At 63.4% G+C, this 21406-nt stretch carries 20 protein-coding genes and 1 riboswitch; of the genes, 10 read left to right on the top strand and 10 right to left on the bottom strand.

The annotated features are described in order from the left end of the window. Positions 1–302 (top strand): hypothetical protein (locus tag ACVOMF_RS16455; protein ID WP_481510230.1); only part of this gene is annotated, 302 nt, incomplete at its 5' end. Next, complete coding sequence (locus ACVOMF_RS16450) at positions 299–1243, top strand: Nudix family hydrolase (protein WP_481510229.1); 945 nt, start codon at positions 299–301, stop codon at positions 1241–1243. The genes ACVOMF_RS16455 and ACVOMF_RS16450, both read left to right, overlap by 4 nt. Before the next feature lie 24 nt (positions 1244–1267). Here ACVOMF_RS16450 and ACVOMF_RS16445 read toward each other — a convergent pair whose 3' ends face one another. The 3 genes from ACVOMF_RS16445 to ACVOMF_RS16435 all read right to left on the bottom strand — a co-directional run bounded on the left by ACVOMF_RS16445 (position 1268) and on the right by ACVOMF_RS16435 (position 3635). Continuing rightward, a complete protein-coding gene (locus ACVOMF_RS16445) occupies positions 1268–1894 on the bottom strand; it encodes a DUF4124 domain-containing protein (RefSeq protein WP_481510228.1) in 627 nt (208 codons plus the stop codon). 46 nt (positions 1895–1940) lie between these two features. After that, on the bottom strand, positions 1941–2771 hold the full coding sequence (metF, locus tag ACVOMF_RS16440; RefSeq protein WP_481510227.1) for a methylenetetrahydrofolate reductase [NAD(P)H]: 831 nt from the start codon (positions 2769–2771) through the stop codon (positions 1941–1943). 99 nt (positions 2772–2870) lie between these two features. Further along, complete coding sequence (locus ACVOMF_RS16435) at positions 2871–3635, bottom strand: COG4705 family protein (RefSeq protein ID WP_481510226.1); 765 nt, start codon at positions 3633–3635, stop codon at positions 2871–2873. A 526-nt stretch (positions 3636–4161) separates the two neighbouring features. Here ACVOMF_RS16435 and ACVOMF_RS16430 point away from each other — a divergent pair. From ACVOMF_RS16430 to ACVOMF_RS16410, 5 genes are all read left to right on the top strand, one after another. Beyond that, positions 4162–5775 carry an APC family permease gene (locus ACVOMF_RS16430; protein ID WP_481510225.1) on the top strand — a complete coding sequence of 538 codons (1614 nt, stop codon included), beginning with the start codon at positions 4162–4164 and terminating at the stop codon, positions 5773–5775. Between the two features lie 103 nt (positions 5776–5878). Further along, complete coding sequence (locus ACVOMF_RS16425; protein ID WP_481510224.1) at positions 5879–6433, top strand: DUF3228 family protein; 555 nt, start codon at positions 5879–5881, stop codon at positions 6431–6433. After that, a complete protein-coding gene (locus ACVOMF_RS16420; protein ID WP_481510223.1) occupies positions 6417–6854 on the top strand; it encodes a ribosomal maturation YjgA family protein in 438 nt (145 codons plus the stop codon). The genes ACVOMF_RS16425 and ACVOMF_RS16420 overlap by 17 nt, the downstream gene beginning before the upstream one ends. Positions 6855–7158: 304 nt before the next feature. Continuing rightward, positions 7159–8688, top strand: a complete 1530-nt coding sequence (gene proP, locus ACVOMF_RS16415) for a glycine betaine/L-proline transporter ProP (RefSeq protein ID WP_481510222.1) — start codon at positions 7159–7161, stop codon at positions 8686–8688. Positions 8689–8819: 131 nt separating this feature from the next. After that, on the top strand, positions 8820–9794 hold the full coding sequence (locus tag ACVOMF_RS16410; protein ID WP_481510221.1) for a T6SS immunity protein Tli4 family protein: 975 nt from the start codon (positions 8820–8822) through the stop codon (positions 9792–9794). Here the strand turns inward: ACVOMF_RS16410 and ACVOMF_RS16405 are convergent. Next, the gene (locus ACVOMF_RS16405; protein ID WP_481510220.1) at positions 9791–10087 is read right to left on the bottom strand and encodes a hypothetical protein; all 297 of its coding nucleotides are present in this window, start codon (positions 10085–10087) and stop codon (positions 9791–9793) included. The genes ACVOMF_RS16410 and ACVOMF_RS16405 overlap by 4 nt on opposite strands. 71 nt (positions 10088–10158) lie before the next feature. Next, positions 10159–10521 (bottom strand): VOC family protein, encoded by a 363-nt coding sequence (locus ACVOMF_RS16400; RefSeq protein ID WP_481510219.1) that lies wholly within the window; start codon positions 10519–10521, stop codon positions 10159–10161. A gap of 141 nt (positions 10522–10662) precedes the next feature. On the opposite strand from ACVOMF_RS16400, the gene ACVOMF_RS16395 reads away from it, so the two are divergent. Then, positions 10663–11427 carry an SDR family oxidoreductase gene (locus ACVOMF_RS16395; RefSeq protein ID WP_481510218.1) on the top strand — a complete coding sequence of 255 codons (765 nt, stop codon included), beginning with the start codon at positions 10663–10665 and terminating at the stop codon, positions 11425–11427. 107 nt (positions 11428–11534) lie between these two features. On the opposite strand, the gene ACVOMF_RS16390 is transcribed toward ACVOMF_RS16395, so the two are convergent. From ACVOMF_RS16390 to ahcY, 4 genes are all read right to left on the bottom strand, one after another. After that, complete coding sequence (locus ACVOMF_RS16390) at positions 11535–11990, bottom strand: GyrI-like domain-containing protein (RefSeq protein WP_481510217.1); 456 nt, start codon at positions 11988–11990, stop codon at positions 11535–11537. A 65-nt stretch (positions 11991–12055) separates the two neighbouring features. After that, positions 12056–12271 (bottom strand): DUF4287 domain-containing protein, encoded by a 216-nt coding sequence (locus ACVOMF_RS16385; protein WP_481510216.1) that lies wholly within the window; start codon positions 12269–12271, stop codon positions 12056–12058. A gap of 61 nt (positions 12272–12332) precedes the next feature. Beyond that, positions 12333–13133 carry an aminoglycoside adenylyltransferase family protein gene (locus tag ACVOMF_RS16380; protein ID WP_481510215.1) on the bottom strand — a complete coding sequence of 267 codons (801 nt, stop codon included), beginning with the start codon at positions 13131–13133 and terminating at the stop codon, positions 12333–12335. 233 nt (positions 13134–13366) lie between these two features. Further along, entirely contained in the window at positions 13367–14812 is a 1446-nt protein-coding gene (gene ahcY / locus ACVOMF_RS16375) for an adenosylhomocysteinase (RefSeq protein WP_481510214.1), read from the bottom strand. Between the two features lie 32 nt (positions 14813–14844). Beyond that, positions 14845–14963: riboswitch (S-adenosyl-L-homocysteine riboswitch) on the bottom strand. 116 nt (positions 14964–15079) lie between these two features. Between ahcY and ACVOMF_RS16370 the strand changes: the two genes are divergently transcribed. Beyond that, complete coding sequence (locus tag ACVOMF_RS16370; RefSeq protein ID WP_481510213.1) at positions 15080–17581, top strand: alpha/beta hydrolase family protein; 2502 nt, start codon at positions 15080–15082, stop codon at positions 17579–17581. A 307-nt stretch (positions 17582–17888) separates the two neighbouring features. After that, entirely contained in the window at positions 17889–20600 is a 2712-nt protein-coding gene (gene ppc, locus ACVOMF_RS16365) for a phosphoenolpyruvate carboxylase (protein WP_481510212.1), read from the top strand. Positions 20601–20705: 105 nt separating this feature from the next. Here the strand turns inward: ppc and ACVOMF_RS16360 are convergent, their stop codons facing one another. Next, positions 20706–21227 carry an acyl-CoA thioesterase gene (locus ACVOMF_RS16360; RefSeq protein WP_481510211.1) on the bottom strand — a complete coding sequence of 174 codons (522 nt, stop codon included), beginning with the start codon at positions 21225–21227 and terminating at the stop codon, positions 20706–20708. Between the last annotated feature and the right edge of the window lie 179 nt (positions 21228–21406).

The following is a 21406-nucleotide window of genomic DNA, read 5'->3' as shown; positions in this document are numbered from 1 at the left end:
GCATGGGCTTCACCGGCAGTGCCCCTGCCGAGCATGGCTCGGCGCTACCGTCAGCTTGGCTTTTGTGGGGCGGCGTCAGCCGCGAAGCCGATGACCTGTCCGATGCATCGCAGGTAGTGCCCCTGCCGAGCATGGCTCGGCACTACAGTCGGCTTGGTTTTTGTGGGAGCGGCGTAAGCCGCGAAACCGATGACCTGTCCGATGCATCGCCGACAAGGTCCCTGCCGAGCATGGCTCGGCACTACACGGGCTCAGCGAACGATTGCACCAACAGCCCTGTTTTCGGCATGCTCAGTCCATGACATCTCCTTCACGCTCGATCCACGTCGTGGCCGCCGTCATCACCGACGCGCGCGGTCGCATCCTGCTCAACCGGCGCACCGGCGACAGCGACATGGCCGGCCTCTGGGAATTCCCCGGCGGCAAGCGCGAGCCCGGCGAAACCTCAGAGCAGGCGCTGGTGCGTGAACTGCGCGAGGAGCTGGGCATCGAGGCCGAGATCGGCGAGTGGGTGATGGACGTGCCGCAGATCTACCCGGACAAGCGCCTGCGCCTGGAAGTGCGCCGCGTGCGCCACTGGAAGGGCACGGCGCGTGGCCGTGAGGGCCAGGCCATTACCTGGGTATCCCCGGACAAGCTGGCGCGCTATTCGATGCCACCAGCCGACCTGCCGGTGGTGGCGGCGCTGCGCCAGCCCTGCCACTACCTGGTCACGCCTGAGCCGACTGACGGCGAGGACGCCTGGCTGGGGTCGATCGAGGCCGCCATCGCCGGTGGCATCCGCCGCATCCAGCTGCGCACCCCGATGGCAGCGCAGCGCCAGGCCTTGGCCCGAACCGTGGTGGAGCGCTTTGGCAAGCAGGTGGAAGTACTGATCAACCGCGATATCGAGCTGGCCAGTGAGCTGGGTGTTGGCGTGCACCTGGGTAGCGAGCAGCTATTGCAGCTGCAGGTACGGCCTTTGCCGGAATCATTATTGGTGGCGGCGTCCTGCCACGATCTTGCGCAGTTGCAGGCGGCACAGCAGCTGGGCTGCGACTTTGCGGTGCTGGGTCCGGTGCAGGCCACCGCTACCCATCCGGATGCGGTCAGCCTGGGCTGGGATGCTTTCGTCGAACTGCGCGAGCGGGTTTCGTTGCCGATCTATGCGATTGGCGGCATGGGTGCTGGCGATGTCGAAATCGCACGTCGGCATGGCGCCTTGGGTGTGGCCGCGATTCGCGCTTTGTGGCCGCAGATCTGAGCAGCTGACGGTATCGCGTCGCGCTTACAGGGTGATCCAGAAGCAATTGTATTGGCGGCGCAGATGCAGGATGGTCCGCGTTGGCGTGGCGCTGCGCGGCAGGGTCTGCTCCAGGCGCAAAGCAATTGGACGACGTGGGCCGCTGCCGGTGTTGCTGATCGCCTGCACATCCGGATAGCCAGCGCTGACGGCGGCCTGCGCAGGATCGACCGGCGTGCCATCGGTATAGGTGAAGGGTTCGGTCGGTGCAGGAACATAGGCCGGCTCCTCCGGAAACACCGGTGCGATGTCGATCAGCGGTCGCTGCACGATCTCATCCAGCCTGTCCATGACCCGGGTCGCGGCGGCATTGGAAAGCCCGGTCCACAGATAGATGCCCGACAGACGATTGGGATCGCGCGCATCGGCAGCCGATTGGATCTGCGCTACCACTTCGCTGAGACGACGTGCGCAGCTGTCGCGGTACAAGCCACTGCTGCCAACCGCGCGTGGATTCGGCAGCAGGCGTGCACGCGCGCCCATCACCTCGCAGGGCTTGTCACCGTAGACGGTTTGTCCCTGTGCATTGGTGCAGCGGTTGATCTGCTGCGCGCACGCATTGAATGCCGGCAGGGCGGAGCAGGTGAGCAGCAGGAGCAACAACAGGCGCATCGGCCAAGGGTAGCGGCTGGCTGTGCACGCAGGAAGTGATGACGGTTCAGTTGTTGCCGATGCGTTCCAGCACGGCATTGGTCGGCTTGGCCAGGTTGAGCGTGTAGAAATGCAGTGACGGTGCGCCGCCGGCGATCAGGCGCTCACACAGCCCGGCAACCACGTCAGCGCCGAAGCTGCGTACCGATTCGGCATCGTCGCCATAGGCCTGCATGCGCTTGCTGATCCAGCGCGGAATCTCTGCGCCGCATTGTTCGGAGAAACGGCGCAGCTGGCTGAAGTTGGAGATCGGCATGACGCCTGGAATGATCGGCACGTCCACGCCCAGCTTGCGTGCGGCATCGACGAAATGGAAATAGGCGTCGGGGTTGTAGAAATACTGGGTGATGGCGGCATCGGCGCCGGCATCGATCTTGGTCTTGAAATGGCGCAGATCGGTGAGTGCGTCGCTGGCCTGGGGATGGGTTTCCGGATAGGCACCGACCTCGATGCGGAAGGCATCGCCGTGCTCGGCGCGGATGAAGGCAATCAGCTCGGAGGCGTAGCGCAGGTCGCCGGGAAAGCCCATGCCAGATGGCAGGTCGCCGCGCAGGGCGACGATGCGCTTTACCCCGATGGCGCGATACAGCTTGAGCAGTTCGCGGATTTCCTCGCGGGTGCCGCCGACGCAGGACAGGTGCGGTGCCGCCTGCAGGCCGTGGTGCTGGTTGAGGTGACGCACGGTCTCGGAGGTATAGCTCAGGGTCGAGCCACCGGCACCGAAGGTACACGACACGTATTCCGGCGCGTGGGCCTTGAGCTTGGCGGCGGTGCGGTCCAGCTGGGCGCGCTGGTCGTCGGTCTTGGGCGGGTAGAACTCGAAGCTGAGCGCGGTCATCGGAAGCGGCCGGGTCTGACGGAATGACGGGGATTATATCTCTCTATCAAGATGGATGTTCAATGGTTTCAGCCGAGACCGCAGCAGGCCGGAGTAATTTCAGTGGGCGTGGCGAGCCGGCCGCTGTGGCAGCAGGGCGATACAGGCGACAATCGCCAGCAGCAGAACAACCGTGGCGATATAGCGGCTAAGGGCGAGGCCGCCGTGGTCCAGGGGTTTGTCGAGGAAGTCGCCGACCACTGCGCCCAGCGGCCGGGTCAGGACGAAGGCCGACCAGAACAGGGCGGTGCGGGAGATGCGGGTGCAGAAGTACAACAGCGCCACCAACGCCAGCAGCCCGCCAAACAAGGCGATGCCGCCGGTATAGCCCAGGCCCTGGGTGTCAGCCGCCCAGTCGCCCAGCGCGGTGCCCAGGGTCTGCGAGAAGGTGATGGTCAGCCAATAGAACAGCTCGCTGCGCGGCGAATTGATCCGGGTAACCGAGATGCTGCCGGTGCTGCGTTGCCAGACGAAGAGCGTGCCCAACAGCAAGGCGAGCAGCAGGGTGGTGCCGCCGGTATAGCCAATGCCCAGCGAGCGATCGACATAGTCGGCCAGAGTGGTGCCGACCGTGGTGCTGGCGATGATGGCGAACCAGTAAACCCAGGGCCGGAAGTTTGGCGAGCGGATCTGCGCGAATACCGCAACTGCGAACACGGTGGCAAACAGGGCCGTACCGATCAGGTAGCCGAGGTTCATCGACATGGTGACGGCATCACCGCCGACTTCACCCAAGGTGGTGGCGAGGATCTTGATGATCCAGAAACCGAGGGTGATGGCGGGAACTTTGCTGAGTGAATTGCTGAGTGAATCGGACGGCGACATGGCAGTCATCTACGCGGGAGTGCTGCCACTGTCGGTGTGCTGTTGTCGGAGTTGCGTCGTAGATATGTATGCGATGAGGACGATGTTCATTGGAAGCTCGCGCCGCTCCTGCATGCGCCAGCGGGAGGGCTCCCGCCGAGCATGGCCCGGCACTACGCCCCCTCCTTTTGCCGTAGGCAAGGGGAGGGCTGGGGAGGGGTGCTTTTGCTGTTAGCTGTTGCTCTTGGCTTTTTTCTTACCTCCGGCACTTCGTTTGAACGCAGAATCAGAAGCACCAAGCCAGAACCGTTTGAAGGTTGAGCTTCCTGCGCGGAGCACCCCTCCCCAACCCTCCCCTACGCCTTCGGCGCAAGGGAGGGGGCAGGGCTTTGCCGCTTTCGGCATGTCAATGAACCGTGGCAATCCGTTGGTTATGCCGGTTCTGGCAGTAGCGCCCAGCCAGCAAAAACCACGCTCGGCTTAACGTTCGGTTTGCGATGATCCAACGCCAGCGCCACTTCGGCGTCGCCTCAACCGGAAAGCCAGCATGAACGACTCCAGCGCCATACGCCGCGACGTCGGCCCCATCGCCCTGATGCTTACCGGCCTGGGCTCGATCATCGGCTCGGGTTGGCTGTTCGGCGCCTGGCGCGCGGCAGGCCTGGCCGGGCCTGGTGCGATCTGGGCGTGGGTGCTGGGCGCGGCCATCATCCTCACCATCGCCTTGACGTACGCGGAGTTGGGCGCGATGTTCCCCGAATCCGGCGGCATGGTCCGCTATAGCCATTACTCGCATGGTTCGCTGGTCGGCTTCATCGCCGCCTGGGCCAACTGGATCGCCATCGTCTCGGTCATTCCGGTCGAGGCCGAGGCCTCGGTGCAGTACATGGCGTCGTGGCCGTGGCAGTGGGCGCAGGACATGTATGTGCAGCAGCCGGGCGGCATGGGCGAACTCAGCCACGCCGGCCTGCTGATCGCGGCAGTGCTGGTGGTCGTCTACTTCCTGATCAACTTCTGGAGCGTGAAACTGTTCGCGCACTCCAACAGCGCCATCACCATCTTCAAACTGATCGTGCCGACATTGACCGGCGTGGCCTTGATAGCAAGTGGCTTTCATAGCGAAAACTTTTCAGTTGGATTGAAAGGACCCGGCACGCCGATCCTGGATTTCTCCGCCATCCTTACCGCCATCGCAACAGCTGGCATCGTTTTCAGCTTCAACGGTTTCCAGAGCCCGGTGAATCTTGCCGGTGAGGCACGCAATCCCGGTCGCAGCATTCCGTTCGCGGTAGTCGGCTCCATCCTGCTGGCGGCGGTGATCTATGTACTGCTGCAGGTGGCCTACATCGGCGCGGTGCCGAGCCAGATGCTGGCCGAGCACGGCTGGCATGGCATCGACTTCCGTTCGCCCTTCGCCCAGCTGGCCTTGATCCTCAACCTGCACTGGCTGGCAATGCTGTTGTACGTGGATGCCTTCGTCAGCCCCAGTGGCACCGGCATGACGTATACCGCCACCACCGCGCGCATGATCTACGGCATGCAGCAGAACGGAACGGCCCCCAAGGTGCTGGGCAATATCCATCCGCGCTGGGGCGTGCCGCGGCCGGCGATGTGGTTGAACCTGGCGGTGTCGTTCCTGTTCCTGTTCTTCTTCCGAGGCTGGGGCACGCTGGCGGCGGTGATCTCGGTGGCCACCGTCATTTCGTACATGACCGGGCCGATCAGCGTGATGTCACTGCGCCGCACCGCGCCCAACCTGCATCGTCCGTTGCGGGTCATCGCGCTGCCGATACTGGCGGGTGTGGCGTTCGTGATGGCCACCGAGCTGCTGTACTGGGCACGCTGGCCGTTGACCGGTGAAATCATCCTGCTGATGGTTGTCGCCCTGCCTGTGTACATCTATTACCAGCGCAAGATTGGTTGGCATGATTTTTCCCGGCAGCTGAAAGGCGCGCTATGGCTGATCTGCTATCTGCCGTTGCTGGCATTGGTGTCGTGGGCGGGCAGCACGGCTTTCGGCGGTGCTGGTTACCTCAGCTATGGCTGGGACCTGCTGCTGGTCGCGGTGATCGGCGTCGTGTTCTATCTGTGGGGTGTCAACTCCGGCTGGCGCACGCCGTCGATGGATGTGGCCGAACAAGAGGCGCAAGCGCACGTCTGAGCATGGCAGCGAACCTCAACTGCAAGCGGCGGCGGTAGGGCGCAGTGGTTCCGGTCTTCGCACTGATCGCCGACAATGTCGCCCTCCTTTGCTGGAAGCGATGATGTCCATCTACCTGACACCGTTTGCACGTACCCGTTTGTTTCCGCGCACGCCGCGTGCCAATACCATCCAGGACTGCAGTGCCGAGGAGTTCGAGCAGCACTTGAACACGCATGCTGCCGACAAGATACTCGATGGCTATGCGCCGTTCTGCAAATTGCATGTCTACAGGAACTGGACCAGCACCCGCTGCCTGACCGTTCCGGTCACCGAGCAGAACCGGCATCTGCTGCGTTCGGGCTACGAGGCACGCAGCCGCGAGGAGTTGCCGGTATTGGTGCGCTGGTTTGAAGGTGTGGAGCCGGCGGTTGCCAACTATCTGGTAGTCATCCTCTACAGTCGCGAGCAGCTGGAGAAGGAAGGCTCGCCGATCGAAGCCGACTGGGGCGTCGTCGGTTGCCTGTATACCGCCACGGCTGAAGAAATCCCGATGGCGCCCATCACCATGATGCGCAATGCACTGGGTGTGGAAGAGGGCGGTTCCGGTGTGCCGGTCGATCGTGCCGCCTATGCCCGTGCCGTGGAATTCTGGGGCGCCAATGCAAACTGGCGTTGATCCGGTGCCGCTCAGCACGAAGCTGGGCGGCATGTTCGCAATCAGTCGCTGGCATCTCGTGCTGGCGCTGCTGGTGTTCGCTGTCGAGGTGATCATCGCCACGCGCCTGCCGCATGTGTCGTGGATACGTGCCTATCTCGGCGATGTGCTGGTGGTGATCCTGCTCTACGCAATGATCCGCAGTGTGCTGCGTATAAATGATTACCTGGTTCTGCTGCTGGTGTTCGTGTTCGCCTGTGGCATCGAGTTTGCGCAGTACTTCCATGTCGCAGAGCGTCTGGGTTACGTGCGTGGCGATGTGATGTACACGATCATTGGCAATACATTTTCGTGGGGCGACATTGTCTGTTACGCAGCAGGTTGCATGGCAACCGGCCTCATGGTGACGCTATTGCGCGTGTTTCGACGCATTCAGCGGTAAATCGCGGTGCGCTGCACGTCTGCACGAAATCACTGTAGATGCGTCTTTAACAAGCCTTAACAGCTGTTCGCGTAAAATACGCCGGCTCAGCATCATTCAGCGATTACGCACAGGCACCCTGCCTGTTGATGCTTGGACAGCCGGCACTACGCCTTTACCGGGATGATCCCGGTTTTTTCTGTCCCCGACCGTTCCCGTGGCCTTGCCGCGGGGCATTCCTTCGTGCGCATTACGGCCTGCGCGAACTCATGCAAGCCAAGGCCAAGCACGCAATCAACTCAGTAACGGGAGGACTGGTCCTGTCATGTCTACAGGTGAATCCACTATCCGCAATGAGCCGCTGCAAATCGAAGACATCACCGTCATCGATAAGGCAAAAGTAAAAAAAGCAGTCACCGCCGCCGCATTGGGTAATGCGATGGAGTGGTTTGACTTTGGTGTTTACGGCTTTGTCGCCTATGCCTTGGGCAAGGTGTTTTTCCCGGAAGCGTCGCCCAGCGTGCAGACCATCGCTGCGCTCGCAACGTTCTCGGTGCCGTTCCTGGTGCGTCCGCTGGGTGGCGTGTTTTTTGGGGTCATGGGGGACAAATTCGGCCGGCAGAAAGTGCTGTCGGCGACCATCATCCTGATGGCAGTCAGTACCTTCTGCATCGGCTTGATTCCATCGTACGAAAGCATTGGCATACTCGCGCCGATCCTGTTGCTGCTATGCAAACTGGCGCAGGGTTTCTCTGTTGGTGGCGAGTACACCGGTGCCGCGGTATTCGTTGCCGAGTTCGCACCGGACCGGCGACGGGGCTTCCTCAGCAGCTGGCTGGATTTCGGTTCGATCATCGGCTTTGTCTCCGGCGCAGGCGTGGTGGTATTGCTGAGCAGCATCGTTGGCGAAGCGCAGTTCCTTGAGTGGGGCTGGCGCATTCCGTTCTTCCTTGCTGCTCCGTTGGGCTTGATTGGCCTGTACCTGCGTCACGCAGCGGAGGAAACGCCGGCTTTCACCGAGCAGCTCGAGCGCATGGAGAAAGACGACCAGGACGCAGTCGGCAGCGCACCGCGGATCTCCTTCAAGGAGATCGTGACCAAATACTGGCGTTCGCTGCTGGTCTGCGTCGGTATCGTGCTGGTCACCAACGTCACGTACTACATGTTGCTGACGTACATGCCTACCTACCTGTCGCACAACCTGCATTACTCCGAAGACCACGGCGTACTGATCATCATCGTGGTGATGGTGGGCATGTTGTTTGTGCAGCCGTTTGTTGGCATGGCCAGTGATCGTATCGGCCGCCGGCCATTCATCGCCGCCGGTAGCCTTGGTTTGTTGGTTGCCGCGATCCCGGCCTTCCACCTGATCACCAGCGGCAATACCGGTTGGATCTTCGTCGGCCTGTTGTTGCTGGCGGTGCTGCTGAACTGCCTGATCGGTGTGATGGCAGCGACCCTGCCGGCGATGTTCCCGACGCGCGTGCGTTACAGCGCGCTGGCCAGCGCGTTCAACATCTCGGTGATCATCGCCGGTGTAACCCCGACGCTTGCGGCATGGCTGGTGGAATCCACTGGCGACCTGATGATGCCGGCGTACTACCTGATGGTGGTGGCGCTGATTGGCCTGGTAACTGCGTACTTCATGCATGAGACCGCCAACAAGCCGATGCGTGGCGATACGCCCAATGCAGGCAGCCGCCGCGAAGCGCGGGAGTTGCTGCAGGAGGCTTACGATCACATCGAAGCCAGCGTCGAAGAGCTTGATGGCGAGATCAATGACCTGCAGATGAAGCTGTCAGAGCTGGAGCGCCGCAAGCAGGGCCTGGTGGACCGGCACCCGGACCTGGCCTGAATCAAGGTGCCTGCGTCGCGGCTGGTGACGCTCAGGGGTAAGATCGGCATCGCATCGCATGCCCTGCCGATCTCATCGTGCTGGCGCCGGCGATGATGCTGACGCTTGCCGGATTTCGAACAGGACGGTGCATGGAGCGCAATGCCGTGATCTCGATGACAGGACAGCGCCTCCGGCGCCGCATCAGCTGCCTGGCGGTCGTCACCGTCCTGGCGTTCACGCAGATGGGCGGTACTGCTGTGCAGGCCAGGCCGGCGACGGCCCCTGTGGGCAGTGCCTGTATAGGACGATTTCTGATCGATGCGCTGGCGCTCCCTGCATCGCAATCGGATTACATCCATGCGGGCAAGCGCATCACCACGCGGCAGGGGCTGTCCCGCGCTGATTTCCAGCAGGTGCTGGCCACGCGCGAGGCCGGGTTGCGCGGCGCGCCACACCGCGCTGGGGGCGCCATGTGGGTGGGCAGCACCGATGTCGACGCGGATGCCGTGGTGCAGACATCCTGGCTCAGCGACAGCAGTCGTGCGGGCCAGCTGCAGGAGCTCTACATTTTCGAGCCCAGGCATCAGGTGATGTACCTGGTCAGCGGGAAGATGGATGCGACAAAGTCTGCGGCTGCGATCGAGAACCTTCGTGTCCTGCGTCCACGCATCCACTACAGGGATCCAGTGGCATTGCCGAACGGATCGGGATTCTGCATTGATTCGGGGCTCATCGATGGTGCGCGCATCAATAGCGAGGAGCTGACGGTTGCACTGCAGATCCCAGGCCACGCGGGTGCGCGGTCGAGTGTGATGTCGCGCGTGGTGGGCAGGGCAGACCTTGGGCTGCTGCGACGTGCAGCACTGCTGCCGGTTGGTATGCGACGGTTGCGCGCCAGCGGGCGCAGCGTGGCTGGGATGGCGGGAGAGGAATTGCTGGTCCGCGACGACGGCGGATACCGGTTTCTGTGGGAATTCCAGGGTGAGCCGGAGTCCTTGCAGCGCCCCTTTGTCTCGTTGCAAATGAGTACGGACTCAGCGTCGGTGTTCGCCACTGATGAAGATGCGCTGCAGGTGTGGGACCAGTTGCTGGGCAGCCTGCGCCTGCGACCGGCGGCGAACTAGGCGGGACTGCGACGTGGCGTGGCCGGATCAGCGGAACTGCAATGCAGGCGGGTGGCATTGAGCTGTGGGATGCGGCCGATGATGGCGACTGCATCCTTCCAATGATGTTCCAGCGCGGTATCGGTGATGGCCAGGAAGCAGGGAGGCGCGCTGTTGAAGCGGAATGCGATGCCACGTTCGGGCTCGAACTGGCGGGTGATGGTGGTCGGCGTGCGGCCGTTGCGCAGGTGCCAGACCAGTTCTTCGATCACGGTGTTCCAGGCCTCTACTTCAAGATCATCAATCCACTGCATGCGGGTGATTCCTGATCAGATGCTGCGCGTTGTCACACGGAACTTCCTCTGGCCTGCACCAGCGTGTTGCGTTACAGCTCCTGGCCAAACATCAGGCGGTGGCCGTCGATGGTGCGGACGCCGAATTCACGCATGCCCCAGGGTTTGTCGGCAAGTGCCTGGGTGAACTCGGCCCCGGCTGCGCGGTATTCCTGGAACAGGGCCGCAGCATCGGAGACTGTCACATAGCCATACCAGGCGTGGTCACCAAGCGCCTGCGGTGGAACGGCATCGCTGCATTCGCCCAGCATCACCCGGAAGCTGCCACGCGACATGAAGCTCCAGCCGGGTGCGGTGAAGTCCATCTGCAGGCCGAGCACAGAAGCGTAGTAGTCAGTGGACCTGGCAAGGTCCTGCACGGCGAGGGTGAAGCGCACATCAGTGAAGTCGCTCATCTCATTTCCTGCGGTGTGATGGCCGTCATCGTGTATTGATGCCGGTTGTGGGTCTGGCCTGGCGGCTTTGGTGTCCGATTCTGGCGGGCAGCGCTGCCATCGTGGGTGCAGCATGCAGTTCCTTCGTTGAGTGGAGCTTACATGAAGCAGCTGCAGGGAAAGGTTGTGATCATCACCGGAGCCAGTTCTGGCATCGGCCGCGCTGCAGCAATGCTGTTCGCCGCGGAAGGTGCGGCGCTTGTGCTGGGTGCGCGCCGCGCCGCCGAGTTGGATCGGCTGGTGGCGGAGATTGCCAGCGGCGGTGGCAACGCGGTTTGTCTGCCTGGCGATGTCTGCGAAGAAAGCTACGCAAAGGCCTTGGTCGCGTTGGCGCTGGACCAGTACGGTCGGCTGGACGTGGCCTTCAACAACGCAGGCATGATGGGGCCATTGGGGCCGACGCCGGAGCTGGCGCTGGCCGATTGGCAGCGCACGCTGGACACCAATCTCACAGCGATGTTCCTGGCTGCCAAGCACCAGGTGCCGGCAATGCTGCGCGGCGGCGCTGGCAGCCTGATATTTACCTCAACCTTCGTCGGCCATACGGTGGGCTTCGCCGGTGCCGCGGCCTATGCCGCCAGCAAGTCCGGGATCATCGGACTGACCCAGGCATTGGCCTCCGAGTTCGGACCGCAAGGTCTACGGGTGAATGCCTTGTTGCCTGGTGGCACCGATACACCGATGGCGCATGAAATGAATGGCTCACCGGAGGCGATGGCGCAGGTAGCGCGATTGCATGCACTGAAGCGTATCGCTGATCCACGCGAGTTGGCTGCGGCCGCGATGTTCCTGGCCTCGGACCAGTCTTCGTTCATGACCGGAGCGGCGATGCTGGTGGATGGTGGTGTCTCGATTCACCGCGGCTGACGTTCCGCGCGCATGCGAAGCGGGCGCCGTAGGGCGCCCGTTTGGTTTGCTTGCTACCCCGAACTGCAGGTTGCCGCTGAAGCGCACGAAGCTGCCTGCGTTGCCAATCAATGGACCGGAATGTGCAGCTCCATCTGCGAGGCTGGATCAAACGGATCGTCAAACCGGGCGTCGTAGCGTTCCAGGTCAACGCCTTGTTTTGCCTGTAGTCCGTGTTTGGCGAGCAGGTGATCGTGGATGGCATGGAAGCTGGCACTGATCTGCGGGGCGGTGCCGGTGTGGGTAAACACGGCATAGCGTTGTGCAGGAACCTGGAAGCGAACCATGCCATCCGGGATCGCCGCATCGTCCTGCACTTCGAAGCCGGTGATGTAGCGAACCGTGCCATCAGCCTGCGGTGCGCAGACACCGTAGCTGACGACGGGGTCGATCTTCCCGGCGACTTCATTTTCGCGCGGGATGAAGCGTTGCCAGAGCTCGGCGTAGCCGTCTTCACCGTCGCGGAAGATCGCCTCCATACCGATGACGGTGAAGGCTGGGCGCTCGAAGAGGGTGGGCTGCATGTCGGGATTCTTGTCAGAGAGGGGCTGGCGCGTTGCCGTCGCGTGTGGGGCTTGCTGCTGGTCTGTCAGCTTCCGCTCTGTGCCCGCTGGTAAGCGACCAGTGCGTTGGCATGGCCGTGGCCGATGTTGTGCTGTTCTTTCAGGAAGGCCACCTGCTCCATGTGCTTCTTGTCCTTGACCGTCTCCAGCAGCTGCAGCCAGTGCTTTACCGGCTTGCCGTAAGTCTTCTCGATGGACGGGAAATACGATGCCGGACCTTGGACTTTCTCGTTGCTGGTCATCTGCGTTTCCTGGAAAGAGGGGGGCTGGGCAATGATGCGGCAAAGGTCGCTTGTTGGCGACTCAGCTGTTGTCCGCCTGCAGGATCTCGGTGATGCGCGCCTTTGCTGCGTGAATGAAAGCGGTCAGTGGAGCGGCAGGCGAGGGGGGAGGGCTGTCGGTCGGGGCGAGATACTCCTGCCGTGCCTGCCTGACAACGGCGTGATGCTGCTCTGGCAGATGCTGCAGCAGCCACTCCGCGGCGACATCCTTCGGTGCGATGCCTCCGGTCTGTGCGCTATACCAGAGGCGTGCCAATGTGAGCACGATGTTTGCTTCCTCGCCGTGCCAGTCGTCTGCGGTGTTCCACAGCGTCAGGGTGTCAGCCAGTGCCCGCTGGAAGTCGCGCTCGGGCACGGGGGGAAGTAGTTCCATGAGGGCTGGGCCGTACAGGGCGATGCTGTGCTGTTGGGCCTTGGTCAGAAGGATGGCCAGGTCGGGGTCCTGCATGGGCGGTTCCAGTATGTCGGCCAGGATGTCCTGCCGCAGCCATTCGCCGAACTGCAGTTCGCGGCGTGCTGGGTGACGCCAGGGCACAACCTCAGCAAGGGCGATGAGCGTTGCTTCCAATGCACGCCGCGTCGGGTGCTGGCCGGGTGGGGCGGAGATGGGCAGTAGTGCGCGCTGCAGACTCCGCAACGTGGCGTCGTCCGGGTGGTTGGCCACGATCACCAGCAGGTCGATGTCGCTGCGTGGCTTCAAACCACCGTCGATCGCGGAGCCGTACAGGTAAATGGCGAGCAGGTTGGCTGCCAGCTGCTGCTGGATCACATCGCAGGCGAGGCTGGTTTGTTCGCTGATGGCATCGGGGACGTGCGGAGTCATGGAGGCGGCAGGCAATCGTGTAGATCCGATTGTGCCGCAAACAGAACGGGCGCCTTGCGGCGCCCGTTCTTTGCAAAGCCTGCCCTCACTCCAACCCTTCCAGCGTGCGCGAGAAGACTGTAGCGCCGAGCCATGCTCGGCAGGGGCGTTACCGGACCGGCTAAAAGCTGCCCTCACCCCAACCCCTCTCCCGTGAAAGGGAGAGGGGCTAAAGCAAAGCAAGGCAAAGCAAATCAGTAGCGGTAGTGGTCCGGCTTGAACGGGCCGTCGACCGGCACGCCGATGTAGTCGGCCTGTTCCTGGCTCAGGGTGGTCAGCTTGACGCCGATCTTCTCCAGGTGCAGACGGGCAACTTCTTCGTCCAGCTTCTTCGGCAGCAGGTACACCTTGTTCTCGTAGCTGTCCTTGTTCGCCCACAGGTCGATCTGTGCGAGCGTCTGGTTGGCGAACGAGTTGGACATCACGAAGCTCGGGTGGCCGGTGGCGCAGCCGAGGTTGACCAGGCGGCCTTCGGCCAGCAGGAAGATCGCGTTGCCGTTCGGGAAGATGTACTTGTCCACCTGCGGCTTGATGTTGACGTGCTGCACGCCCTTGTAGCCCACCAGTGCATCAACCTGGATTTCATTGTCGAAGTGACCGATGTTGCAGACGATGGCCTGGTCCTTCATCGCGCTCAGGTGCTCGATGCGGATGATGTCCTTGTTGCCGGTGGTGGTGACGTACAGGTCAGCACGGCCCAGTGTGGATTCGATGGTGTTGACCTCGAAGCCTTCCATCGCGGCCTGCAGGGCGCAGATCGGGTCGATCTCGGTGACCACCACGCGCGCGCCATAGGCACGCAGCGAAGCGGCGCAGCCCTTGCCGACGTCGCCGTAGCCGCAGACCACGGCAACCTTGCCGGCCAGCATCACGTCCATCGCGCGCTTCAGGCCATCGGCCAGCGACTCGCGGCAGCCGTAGAGGTTGTCGAACTTGCTCTTGGTGACCGAGTCGTTGACGTTGATCGCCGGGATCAGCAGGGTGCCGGCCTGGGCCAGCTGGTACAGGCGGTGCACGCCGGTGGTGGTCTCTTCGGAGACGCCCTTCCAATCCTTGACCACGCGGCCCCAGTAACCCGGGCGCTCGGTTGCAACGCGCTTGAGCAGGTTCTTGATGACCTGCTCTTCGTGCGAGGAAGCCGGCTCGTTGACCCAGTTGCTGCCGTTCTCGAGCTCATAGCCCTTGTGGATCAGCAGGGTGACGTCGCCACCGTCGTCGACCACCAGCTCCGGACCGGTCAGGGTTCCGTCGGCCAGGGTGAAGGTCAGCGCGTCCAGGGTGCAGTCCCAATATTCTTCCAGCGACTCGCCCTTCCAGGCGAACACCGGCGTGCCGGTGGCGGCAATCGCGGCGGCAGCGTGGTCCTGGGTCGAGAAGATGTTGCACGAAGCCCAACGCACGTTGGCGCCGATGTCCTTCAGGGTCTCGATCAGCACCGCGGTCTGGATGGTCATGTGCAGCGAGCCGGTCACGCGCACGCCCTTCAGCGGCAGCTCGGCCTGGTACTTGCGGCGGATCGACATCAGGCCCGGCATTTCGTGCTCGGCGATGTCCAGTTCCTTGCGGCCCCAGTCGGACAGCGAGATATCGCGGATCTTGTAATCACCTTCCTGCGAGAAGGTAGTGGCAACAGCGTTCATTCAGAGCTCCGGTGTGGTGCGAGCAGGCTCGCGTTCGCCGGGCGCCGTTGTTGCGTGAAAGCCGTCCGAGCCTGGCCGTTTGGGAAGTCCGTGCAAGAACACGGGCTGTAGTGGACGGGTCCACCCAACGGTCGCAGCGCCCCTCGGAACGGGCCGCCCAGTATATCGCGGTGACGTGCCCGCGCCGCGGGCCCAACCAACGGCAGGGGCCAGTGTCGATGGGGATTGTTAAGTTGGAGGATTGTTTTCGTCCAATAGGAATGCGCCATGAACCTGTCTCCCCACCGCCGTCGCCGCGCTTCGGCCGCCCTGGTGCTGTGCGCCGGCCTGCTGCTGGCGGTACCTCCGGTCATGGCGTTGACCCCGCCGCCGGCGCAGAAGGGCGCCCAGCAGGGCGAAGGCTACCGGCTGCCGTCGGCGGCGCTGCAGGCCGTGGTGGACGCCCCGCGCGCGCCCAGCCTGTACCTGTCGCCCAAGCGCGACCTGACTGCGCTGCTGCAGACCCCGGCGCTGCCGTCCATCGCCCAGGTGGCGGCCCCGGAACTGAAGCTGGCCGGCCTGCGCATCAATCCCAAGACCGTGTCCGATAGCCGCTTCTCGTTCGGCAGCAAGCTGTGGCTGGCGTCCACCAGTGATGGCAAGGAGCGCCAGATTGCCGGCCTGCCGCAGCCGCTGTCGGTGGCCTCGCTGGCCTGGTCGCCGGACCAGAAGTACCTGGCCTTCAACCAGCTGAATCCGGCCACCGGCAGCAATGAGCTGTGGTTGGTGGATGTGGAGACCGCCAGCGCGCGGCGGGTGGCCGAGCGCCTGAACAGCATCGTCGGCAACGGCTATGCGTGGCTGCCGGGCAGCGATGCGCTGCTGGTGATGCAGCGTCCCGCCGGGCAGGGCGAGCCGCCGCACGGCGACGGCGTCCCGACCGGGCCGGCGGTGCAGCAGACCGAGGCTGGGCAGGGCGTGCGCACCGTGCGCACCTATCAGGATCTGTTGAAGAACGAAGACGATGCGCGTCTGTTCGAGTACTACATGCAGGCACAGCCGGTGCGGGTGTCGATCAGCGGCGACAGCAAGCCGGTCGGCGCGGTGGGCATCTATCTGGGCCTGTCGGCCTCGCCAGATGGCAAGTACCTGCTGAGCCAGCGCGTACAGCGGCCGTTCTCCTATGCGGTGCCGGTCAGCCGTTTCCCGCGCAACATCGAAGTGCTGGATGCGCAGGGCAAGCTGGTGCACACGGTGGCGCGCCTGCCGCTGGTGGATGGCCTGCCGACCGGCAACGATGCAGTCCCCACCGGCGTGCGTTCGATCAGTTGGCGTGCTGACGCACCGGCCTCGCTGGTGTGGGCCGAAGCACAGGATGGCGGTGACCCGTCGCGTGAGGCCAAGGTGCGCGATGCGGTGCTGCTGCAGGCAGCGCCGTTCGACAAGCCGCCGGTGACGCTGGCGCAGCTGGGTTCGCGCTACGCGGGCGTTAGCTGGGCCAATGGCGAGTTGGCGCTGCTGGATGAGTACTGGTGGAAGAGCCGTCAGGTGAAACAGTGGAAGATTGCGCCGGATCATCTGGATCAGGCCGCAACGCTGCTGGTCCAGCGCTCGGAAGATGATCGCTACAGCGACCCGGGCGAGCCCTTGCTGCAGATGGATGACGGCGGCCGCTCGCGCCTGCAGCTGACCGCTGATGGCAAGGGCTTCTATCGCATTGGTGACGGCGCATCGGTTGAAGGTGATCGTCCGTTCCTGGACCGCGTTGACCTGGCCAGTGGCAAGAGCGAGCGCTTGTTCCACTCGCAGGCGCCGTACTACGAAATGCCGCTGGGCATCATCGAAGGCGAGGCGGGTCGCATCCTGACCTATCGCGAATCCAACGAGGTGCCGGCGAATCTGTATGCGCGTGGCCTGGCTGCTGACGCCAAGCCGGTTGAGCTGACCCACTTCGCCCATCCGCTGCCGCAGCTGCGTGGAGTGAAGAAGGAGCAGATCCGTTACAAGCGTGCCGACGGTGTTGAACTCACCGCCGACCTGCTGCTGCCGCCGGGCTATGACGCCAAGAAAGATGGCCCGCGTCCGCTGCTGATGTGGGCCTACCCGGCCGAGTTCAAATCTGCTGCCGATGCCAGCCAGGTCAGTGGTTCCAAGTACCGTTTCAATGCCATCAGCTATTGGGGCCCGCAGGCCTTCCTGGCCAAGGGTTATGTGGTGCTGAACAACCCGACCATGCCGATCGTTGGTGAAGGTGACACCGAGCCGAACGACACCTATGTGCAGCAGCTGGTCGCCAGCGCACAGGCTGCGGTGGATGAAGTGGTGAAGCGTGGCGTCGGCGACCGTGAGCGTATCGCGGTGGGCGGCCATTCCTATGGCGCCTTCATGACTGCGAACCTGTTGGCGCATACGCGTCTGTTCAAGGCGGGCATCGCGCGTTCGGGTGCGTACAACCGCACGCTGACGCCGTTCGGCTTCCAGGCCGAAGAGCGCAACTACTGGCAGGCGCAGGAGGTGTACCAGAAGATGTCGCCGTTCAATTACGCAGACAAGATCAAGGACCCGATCCTGTTCATCCACGGCGAGGACGACAACAACTCCGGCACCTTCCCGATCCAGAGCGAACGCATGTTCGCTGCGGTGAAGGGCTTGGGCGGCACCTCACGACTGGTGATGCTGCCGAACGAGTCGCATGCTTACCGCGCACGCGAATCGATCATGACCATGCTGGCCGAAAGCGAAGACTGGCTGGACCGTTGGTTGGGTGCAGAAGCCGGCAAGAAGCGCTGACGAACGACTCCCTCCCTTTTGCGCGCAGTGCAAAGGGGAGGGTAGGCTTTGGCCCTCCTGTAGTGCCGAGCCATGTTCGGCAGGGGCTCTACCGGTAATGCCTCATGCCGAGCATGGTTCGGCACTACAGGTGAAGCGCTGTTTCGTCATGTCCTCGAACTGACTGATCCGGCGTACCTTTCTGTCCAAAAGGACAGCTGCCAGACAACATTCAGATGCAACTGTTTCAGGTTTGGTGCACTGCAAAATTGTGCTGATTTTTGCGGTAGGCTTGACGGGTTTCCGCTCTCCAGGCTCTACGTCTTAGATGAACGAGTACCGCAGCAGCGTTGTCTTCGCCACCCCCGACCTGCCACTGCGCGACGATGTGCGTCGCCTCGGCACATTGGTTGGTGATCTGATCTCCGAACAGGTATCGCCCGGCTTCCTCGACGAGGTGGAAGACGTGCGCACGGCGGCGATTGCCCGCCGTGAAAGCCAGGCGCCGTTGGCTCCGCTCAGCGCGCAGTTGGCCGGGCGTTCGCCGCGCGATGCCGAAGCGCTGGTGCGCGCTTTCAGTACCTACTTCCAGGTGGTCAACATCGCCGAGCGCGTGCATCGCATCCGCCGCCGTCGTGACTACCAGCGCGCAGGCACCAAGCGCCCGCAGCCCGAAGGCCTGCATGACGCGCTGCTTGCGCTGAAGGCGCAGGGCGTGACGCCGGAAGAGCTGGCGCAGTGGTTGCCGCAGATCGACATCGAACCGGTGTTCACCGCGCACCCGACCGAAGCCGTGCGCCGCGCGCTGCTGGAAAAAGAACAACTGATGGTTGCCGCCTTGGTCGACAACCTCGATGGGCAACGCACGCCCGGCGAACAAGCTGCTGATGCCGCACGCTTCCGCATGGCCTTGACCGCATCGTGGCAGACCGCCGATTCCTCGCCGGTGCGGCCAACCGTGGACGATGAGCGCGAACATGTCGGTTTCTACCTGACCCGTGTGCTGTACCGAGTGATTCCTGTGTTCTACGAATCCTTGGAACAGGCCCTGCGCGACACCTGGGGTCGAACCCTGCCGTTGCCGCGCCTGTTGCGCTTTGGTACCTGGGTTGGCGGCGACATGGATGGCAATCCGAACGTGGACGCCGGCACCATCACCAATACCTTGAACGCGCAACGCAGTGCGGTGCTCGGTCTGTACCTGAAAGACATGGTGGCGCTGGCCAGCCTGCTCAGCCAATCGACCGAACTGGTTGGCGTCAGCGAGGAAGTGCAGGCGCGTGTGCAGGAGTACCAGCAACTGCTGCCGCAGGTGAAGTCGCGCCCGCGTCATGCCGACATGCCGTACCGCCTGCTCAACGACCGCATGCGCGCGCGCCTGCAGGCGACAGTGGAAGACGCTCCGGGGGCATATGCGTCACCGGAAGAATTCATCCACGACATCCAGCTGATTCTTGACAGCCTGGACGCCAACAAGGGCAAGCACGCCGGCTGGTTCTCTGTGCGGCGTCTACTGTGGCGCGTGCGCACCTTTGGTTTCCATCTTGCGCGTCTGGATGTGCGTCAGGAATCCAGTGTGCATTCGCGCGCGCTGGCCGAAGTGCTGGGTGGGCAAGATGCGTTCGACGCGTTGGACGATGCGGCGCGTGCGCAGTTGCTGTCACCGTACGCCGCAGGCACCGAAGTGCTGGCGCGCGGCGAGGACGAAGCCGGGCAGCGTCTGGACAAGGTGTTCGCTGCACTGGCTGACGCGCGCCGTCGTCACGGTGCCGATGCCTTGGGCAGCTACATCATCTCGATGGCGCACGACCGCGGCGACGTACTTGCGGTGCTGGCGCTTGCGCGGCGTGGTGGTCTGCTCGATGCGGATGGCGCAGTGCCTCTGGACATCGCGCCGTTGTTCGAGACCGTCGATGACCTGCAGCGAGGTACAGCGACGTTGCGTGATCTGCTTGCCGATCCGGTCTACCGCGCCCATTTGGCCGCGCGTGATGACGTGCAGATGGTGATGCTGGGCTATTCGGACAGCGGCAAGGACGGCGGCATCGCCGCCTCGCGCTGGGGCCTGCAGCATGCACAGGTCGAGCTGCTGGAAACGGCTGCGGAATTCGGCGTCAAACTGACCTTCTTCCACGGCCGTGGTGGTTCGATCAGTCGCGGTGGTACCAAGACCACCCATGCGGTGAACGCCTCGCCACGCGGCAGCATCGGTGGCCGCCTGCGCGTCACCGAGCAGGGCGAGGTGATCCATCGCAAGTACGGTATCCGTGCTTTGGCGTTGCGCTCGCTGGAGCAGTCCGCCGGCGCGGTATTGCGTGCCAGCTTGCGCCCGCGTGCCGAGGAGCCGCGCGAGGAGCAGTGGAAGCCGGTGATGGCGCTGGTCGCCGAAAAGAGTTCGGTGGCCTACCGCGCCTTTGTCGGCGACGGGCAGTTCATGAACTACTTCCGCCAGGCCACGCCGATCGACGTGATCGAGCGCATGACCCTGGGTTCACGCCCCTCACGGCGTCTGGGCCAGGATGCGGCGCTGAGCAATCTGCGCGCGATTCCGTGGGTGTTTGCCTGGAGCCAGGCGCGCGCGGTGATTCCGGGTTGGTTCGGCGTCGGCAGTGGCCTGCAAGCCGCCGCTGATGCAGGGCATGAACAGACCCTGCGAGAGATGGCGCACGACTGGCCGTTCTTCGAGACCTTCCTCGATGACATGTCGATGGTGCTGAGCAAGGGCGACATTCATATCGCTGAGCAGTTCTCCAAGCTGGCCGGCCCGCTGCACGAGCAGTTCTTCCCGCTGATCCGCGAGGAGCTGGCGTTGACCGCGCATTGGGTGAAGCGCTTGAGTGGCCAGCAGGAGTTGCTGGAGCAGGACCCGCGGCTGGCCTTGTCGATCCGCCTGCGCAATCCCTACATCGACCCGATCAGCATCCTGCAGGTGGACCTGCTGCAGCGCTGGCGCGCAAGTGATCGCCAGGACGAAGGTCTGCTGCGCGCGCTGGTGGCCTGTGTCAACGGCGTATCGCAAGGCGTGCAGAACACCGGTTGATGGCTTCTGCCCCCTCCCTCGCGCCGAAGGCGTAGGGGAGGGTTGGGGAGGGGTGGCTCTGCAGGCATTGCCGGCTTCGCGGCTCACGCCGCTCCCACAAAAGCCCTAGGCAGTCGGCACCGACAAATCCGCCTCACCCGAGGGATTGCTCTGCAACAGCTCCAGATGCCGCTGCTCCATCTCCTGGCGTAGTTGGCGGCGGATCTGCGCAGCGGCGAAGCGACGCTTCTCATCGCTGGTTTCCGGCTGCAGCGATGGCACCGGCGTCGGCCGGCCATCGTCGTCCACCGCCACCATGGTGAAGAAGCAGCTGTTGGCGTGGCGCACCGCGCCCTTGCGGATGTCCTCGGCAACGACCTTGATGCCGACTTCCATCGACGAGTTGCCGGTGTAGTTCACCGAAGCGAGGAAAGTGACAAGCTCGCCGACGGCAATCGGTTGGCGGAAGGTCACCTGGTCCACCGATAGCGTCACCACGTAGTTGCCGGCATAGCGACTGGCGCAGGCATAGGCGACCTGGTCGAGCAGGCGCAGGATCGCGCCGCCGTGGACCTTGCCGGAGAAGTTGGCCATCTCCGGCGACATCAGGACGGTCATCGACAGCTGGTGGGCTTTGTGTTCGCTCATGGCGGTTGCTGCGGTTGCGGGAAGAGCAGGCTACTCCAGCCAGCGTGCAAGCGATATCGACGGCCCCAACCGTAGTGGGGGGGGGGGGGGGGGGGGGCGGGGGGGGGGGGGGGGGAACGGCCAACCCCCGCGGCGCCGCCACACCAAAGATGAGTGGACTGGGTTGAAGGTAACCAAAA

This window comes from Stenotrophomonas sp. STEN022 (genome assembly GCF_056760155.1).
Note: the sequence above shows the minus strand (reverse complement) of the source record. Positions and strands in the feature narration are given on the sequence as shown.

Bases quoted from the DNA above. Each gene is read 5' to 3' on its own strand.
- ACVOMF_RS16410 (WP_481510221.1), top strand. From the start codon at position 8,820: ATGGAGCGCAATGCCGTGATCTCGATGACAGGACAGCGCCTCCGGCGC.
- ACVOMF_RS16425 (WP_481510224.1), top strand. From the start codon at position 5,879: ATGTCCATCTACCTGACACCGTTTGCACGTACCCGTTTGTTTCCGCGC.
- ACVOMF_RS16450 (WP_481510229.1), top strand. From the start codon at position 299: ATGACATCTCCTTCACGCTCGATCCACGTCGTGGCCGCCGTCATCACC.
- ACVOMF_RS16445 (WP_481510228.1), bottom strand. From the start codon at position 1,894: ATGCGCCTGTTGTTGCTCCTGCTGCTCACCTGCTCCGCCCTGCCGGCA.
- ACVOMF_RS16385 (WP_481510216.1), bottom strand. From the start codon at position 12,271: ATGACCAGCAACGAGAAAGTCCAAGGTCCGGCATCGTATTTCCCGTCC.
- ACVOMF_RS16400 (WP_481510219.1), bottom strand. From the start codon at position 10,521: ATGAGCGACTTCACTGATGTGCGCTTCACCCTCGCCGTGCAGGACCTT.
- ACVOMF_RS16390 (WP_481510217.1), bottom strand. From the start codon at position 11,990: ATGCAGCCCACCCTCTTCGAGCGCCCAGCCTTCACCGTCATCGGTATG.
- ahcY (WP_481510214.1), bottom strand. From the start codon at position 14,812: ATGAACGCTGTTGCCACTACCTTCTCGCAGGAAGGTGATTACAAGATC.
- proP (WP_481510222.1), top strand. From the start codon at position 7,159: ATGTCTACAGGTGAATCCACTATCCGCAATGAGCCGCTGCAAATCGAA.
- ACVOMF_RS16405 (WP_481510220.1), bottom strand. From the start codon at position 10,087: ATGCAGTGGATTGATGATCTTGAAGTAGAGGCCTGGAACACCGTGATC.
- metF (WP_481510227.1), bottom strand. From the start codon at position 2,771: ATGACCGCGCTCAGCTTCGAGTTCTACCCGCCCAAGACCGACGACCAG.
- ACVOMF_RS16430 (WP_481510225.1), top strand. From the start codon at position 4,162: ATGAACGACTCCAGCGCCATACGCCGCGACGTCGGCCCCATCGCCCTG.
- ACVOMF_RS16435 (WP_481510226.1), bottom strand. From the start codon at position 3,635: ATGTCGCCGTCCGATTCACTCAGCAATTCACTCAGCAAAGTTCCCGCC.
- ACVOMF_RS16360 (WP_481510211.1), bottom strand. From the start codon at position 21,227: ATGAGCGAACACAAAGCCCACCAGCTGTCGATGACCGTCCTGATGTCG.
- ppc (WP_481510212.1), top strand. From the start codon at position 17,889: ATGAACGAGTACCGCAGCAGCGTTGTCTTCGCCACCCCCGACCTGCCA.
- ACVOMF_RS16370 (WP_481510213.1), top strand. From the start codon at position 15,080: ATGAACCTGTCTCCCCACCGCCGTCGCCGCGCTTCGGCCGCCCTGGTG.
- ACVOMF_RS16380 (WP_481510215.1), bottom strand. From the start codon at position 13,133: ATGACTCCGCACGTCCCCGATGCCATCAGCGAACAAACCAGCCTCGCC.
- ACVOMF_RS16420 (WP_481510223.1), top strand. From the start codon at position 6,417: ATGCAAACTGGCGTTGATCCGGTGCCGCTCAGCACGAAGCTGGGCGGC.
- ACVOMF_RS16395 (WP_481510218.1), top strand. From the start codon at position 10,663: ATGAAGCAGCTGCAGGGAAAGGTTGTGATCATCACCGGAGCCAGTTCT.